At 63.6% G+C, this 3,632-nt stretch carries 5 protein-coding genes; 3 read left to right on the top strand and 2 right to left on the bottom strand.

What is annotated here, in order from left to right; translation table 11 throughout:
* Positions 1-108 precede the first annotated feature (108 nt).
* From EN781_RS28520 to EN781_RS28510, 3 genes are all read left to right on the top strand, one after another.
* Positions 109-495 (top strand): RNA-binding S4 domain-containing protein, encoded by a 387-nt coding sequence (locus EN781_RS28520; RefSeq protein ID WP_126057903.1) that lies wholly within the window; start codon positions 109-111, stop codon positions 493-495.
* Positions 496-643: 148 nt separating this feature from the next.
* On the top strand, positions 644-982 hold the full coding sequence (gene fdxA, locus EN781_RS28515) for a ferredoxin FdxA (protein ID WP_126057902.1): 339 nt from the start codon (positions 644-646) through the stop codon (positions 980-982).
* Positions 983-1,412: 430 nt separating this feature from the next.
* Positions 1,413-1,994: a CarD family transcriptional regulator gene (locus tag EN781_RS28510; RefSeq protein ID WP_126057901.1), complete on the top strand. Its 582-nt coding sequence runs from the start codon at positions 1,413-1,415 to the stop codon at positions 1,992-1,994.
* 61 nt (positions 1,995-2,055) lie between these two features.
* Here EN781_RS28510 and EN781_RS28505 read toward each other — a convergent pair whose 3' ends face one another.
* Positions 2,056-2,826 carry an amino acid ABC transporter ATP-binding protein gene (locus tag EN781_RS28505; protein WP_126057900.1) on the bottom strand — a complete coding sequence of 257 codons (771 nt, stop codon included), beginning with the start codon at positions 2,824-2,826 and terminating at the stop codon, positions 2,056-2,058.
* Positions 2,823-3,503: an ABC transporter permease subunit gene (locus EN781_RS28500; RefSeq protein WP_126057899.1), complete on the bottom strand. Its 681-nt coding sequence runs from the start codon at positions 3,501-3,503 to the stop codon at positions 2,823-2,825. The genes EN781_RS28505 and EN781_RS28500 overlap by 4 nt, the downstream gene beginning before the upstream one ends.
* Positions 3,504-3,632: the final 129 nt, after the last annotated feature.

The following is a 3,632-nucleotide window of genomic DNA, read 5'->3' as shown; positions in this document are numbered from 1 at the left end:
TTCCAGGCCAAGCCGCGCGACGAACGGCCGGCGCGCTTCGACCCGGACTCGCCCTTCGCCAAGCTCGCCGCCTTGCGCGACCAGCTGAAGAAGTAGCCCGCGGGTCCGATGGTCACCGATGCCCGCCAGCGCATCGACAAATGGCTGTTCTTCTCGCGCGCGGTGAAATCGCGCTCGCTGGCGGCGAAGCTCGTGGTCGCTGGCCGCGTGCGCATCAATCGCGACAAAGCAGCGCAGGCCTCCGACATTGTCCGGCCCGGCGACGTGCTGACCATCACGCTGGACCGGCGCATCCTGGTCTGGAAAGTGCTCGGCGCCGGCGCCAGGCGCGGCCCCGCCGAGGAGGCACGCCTGCTCTATGAGGATATGTCGCCGCAACCCACGCCGAAGGACGAGGCCGTTCCGGACGCTCTTCCGGCTTTACGCGAGGCCGGCAGCGGCCGCCCGACCAAGAAAGAAAGGCGGGAAACCGACCGGCTGCTCGGCGAGGATTGAGGGCGGGAACGATCTCAACCGCATCGAGGTTCTGCAACTCCATTCCGGGCGCGACGGCACCGTCAGGAATGGCCGCCCTTGCCAGCGACCGGCAAAGGCGTTACCTCACCAAAAAACCCAGCAGAAATGGGACGTCCCGGAGCCTGCGATGACCTATGTCGTGACCGACAATTGCATAAAATGCAAATACATGGACTGCATCGAGGTCTGTCCGGTCGACTGTTTCTACGAAGGCGAGAACATGCTCGTCATCCATCCGGACGAGTGCATCGACTGCGGCGTCTGCGAGCCGGAATGCCCGGCCGACGCGATCAAGCCGGATACCGAGCCGGGGCTTGAGAAATGGCTGCAGATCAACACCGAATATGCCGAGAAGTGGCCGAACATCACCGCCAAGAAGGAACCGCCGGCCGACGCGAAAAACTTCGACGGCGAGACCGGCAAGTTCGAGAAATATTTCTCGGCCGAGCCCGGCGAAGGCGACTAGCGCATGACCCCGAAAATCGGTTCCGATTTTCGGAAAGGATCATGCGCAAAATCAAAAGTGACGGTGCCGGTCCGGCCGGCGTGACGTAACGTAACGGGCATGAAACAGGAACTGCCTTGACAGGCAGCGGCGGCGCTTGGCCTTCGCGAATGCAGCAAAACCTTGATTCTTCCGACTTTTTGTGCTACATCAGCCAAACATGCCGGTGACACAACGTCGATTTATGGCGCAAACGCCCCAAATCACTGAAAGGTGAGCTTCTCAATCCGGACCAGAGCGATCTGGGGCAGGCGGTCGCAATTATGCGGTGTGCTTGCCCTGGCTTTTCCGGATGGGCTCATCTGTTGTGCGGCTAACGGTCGGCGATCCCGATCGCGCGAGTTCAGCCGGCGCCGCCATGCCGGCGCTACAACAAGGAGTTCAGGGCGTAATGGCAACGATCACCCCGCAGAAGAAGTCCAACGCAGCGCGTCACGGTTTCAAGACCGGCGAGTTCATCGTCTATCCGGCGCACGGCGTCGGCCAGATCGTCTCGATCGACGAGCAGGAAGTCGCCGGCCACAAGCTGGAACTGTTCGTCATCGACTTCCAGAAGGACAAGATGCGCCTCAAGGTGCCGGTCGCCAAGGCGACCTCCATCGGCATGCGCAAGCTGTCGGAAGAGGATTATGTCGACCGCGCGCTTAAGGTTGTGCAGGGCCGTGCCCGCATCAAGCGCACCATGTGGTCGCGCCGCGCCCAGGAATATGATGCCAAGATCAACTCGGGCGACCTGATCTCGATCTCGGAAGTCGTGCGCGACCTCTACCGCGCCGACAACCAGCCGGAGCAGTCCTATTCCGAGCGCCAGCTTTACGAGGCCGCGCTCGATCGCATGGCCCGCGAGATCGCTGCCGTCAACCGCATGTCGGAGACCGAGGCCGTGCGCCTTATCGAGGTCAACCTCAACAAGGGCCCGAAGCGCGGCGCCAAGGCCGACAATGAGGAAGCCGAACAGGAAGAAGCTGCCTGAGCTTTTTTCCTTCGCGAATTCAGAAAACCCGGCCTCGTGCCGGGTTTTTTGTTTCGGAAGGCTACTCGCCGCCAGTTTCCCTGTGCGATTCCTGCCTCAGCGAGGCAATGAAGCGTTTCGTCCGCTCGCGCTCCGGCCTGTCGAACACGACCGAGGCCGGGCCTTTCTCGACGACGACGCCGGCATCGAGGAACACCACCTCCTGCGCGATCTTGGAGGCGAGCCTCAGATCGTGCGTGGCCATCACCATGGTCGTGCCTTCCCGGGCGAGCTGGCCGAGCACGTCGACCACTTCCTGCGCGAGCTCCGGGTCGAGCGCCGAGGTCGGCTCGTCGCACAGCAGCACACGCGGCGACGGCGCCAGCGCCCGGGCGATCGCAACACGCTGCTGCTGGCCGCCTGACAGCGTCGCCGGCCAGGCATCGGCCTTGTGCGCCATGCCGACCTTCTCGAGCAGGGCCATTGCCCGTTCGCGGGCTCTGCCGGCCGTCCATCTCAGCACCGTCACCAGCCCTTCCATGACGTTCTCGATCGCGGTGCGATGCGGGAACAGCTGGAAGTTCTGGAACACCATGCCTGTCTGCAGGCGAATGCGCTGGATGTCCCTGGCGGGTACCTTGACCCCCGGACGGAACTGCAGCGTCTCCTCACCGATGCGCAGCGTGCCCGAGCTTGGAATCTCCAACAGATTGATGCAGCGCAGAAGAGTGCTTTTTCCGCCCCCAGAGGGGCCGACAAGCGCCGTCACGCTACCTTCCTCGATGCTGACGGTGACACCCTTCAGGACGAGATTGTCGCCGAACCGCTTCTCGATGTTGTCGAGGCCGATCATGCATTCGCCTCCAGGAAGCCGCCGTAGCGGTTGAGGCGTACCTCCAGCCGCGCCTGCAGCACCGACAGCACCGAGCTCATCACTAGGTAGAGCGCCGCCGCCTCGATGTAGAGGATCAGCGGCTCGTAGGTGGTGGCGACGATGCGCTGCGCCGCCTGGAACATCTCCGGCACGGTGATGGCGGCCGCCAGCGAGGTGTCCTTGACCAGAGAGATGAAGGTGTTGGAAAGCGGCGGCACGGCGACGCGCCCTGCTTGCGGCAGAATCGTGCGCCGCATCGACTGGCTCCAGGTCATGCCGATCGAATAGGACGCCTCCCACTGCCCTTTCGGCACCGAGCCGATGACGGCGCGGATGATCTCCGACGTGTAGGCGCCGATGTTGAGCGTGAAGCCGATCAGCGCCGCGGGAAAGGCATCGAGCAGAATGCCGATCGAGGGCAGACCGTAGAAGATCAGGAACAGCTGCACCAGGAGCGGTGTGCCACGGAATATCCAGACATAGAAGCGGGCCACGGCCGCCAGCGGCTTTGGGCCGAACAGCCTGAGCAGCGCCGTGGCCAGCCCGGCGGCGAGGCCGCAGGCGAACGACAAAAGCGTCAGCGGCACGGTGAAGATCAGCGCCGCCCATAACAGGGTCGGCAGCGATTCCAGCATTAATTGCAGCCAGTGCGGCACGGGGCCCTCTCCTTGCCAGATGCAGCCTGAACAGGCGTCGGTAGAGCCCGCGTCGCGACGTGCGGCTGCGGCGAAGACTGCGGGCGCATATCACGCGAAAATCGGCGAGCCGTCAAAGACGGCCAGCCG

The organism is Mesorhizobium sp. M4A.F.Ca.ET.090.04.2.1 (assembly GCF_003999085.1).
Taxonomy (GTDB): Bacteria; Pseudomonadota; Alphaproteobacteria; order Rhizobiales; family Rhizobiaceae; genus Mesorhizobium.
This window is presented reverse-complemented; position numbering and strand designations above follow the sequence as displayed.

Excerpts from the sequence above, each read along its gene's own strand:
- fdxA (WP_126057902.1), top strand. The coding sequence starts at position 644 with ATGACCTATGTCGTGACCGACAATTGCATAAAATGCAAATACATGGAC.
- EN781_RS28510 (WP_126057901.1), top strand. The coding sequence starts at position 1,413 with ATGGCAACGATCACCCCGCAGAAGAAGTCCAACGCAGCGCGTCACGGT.
- EN781_RS28505 (WP_126057900.1), bottom strand. The coding sequence starts at position 2,826 with ATGATCGGCCTCGACAACATCGAGAAGCGGTTCGGCGACAATCTCGTC.
- EN781_RS28520 (WP_126057903.1), top strand. The coding sequence starts at position 109 with ATGGTCACCGATGCCCGCCAGCGCATCGACAAATGGCTGTTCTTCTCG.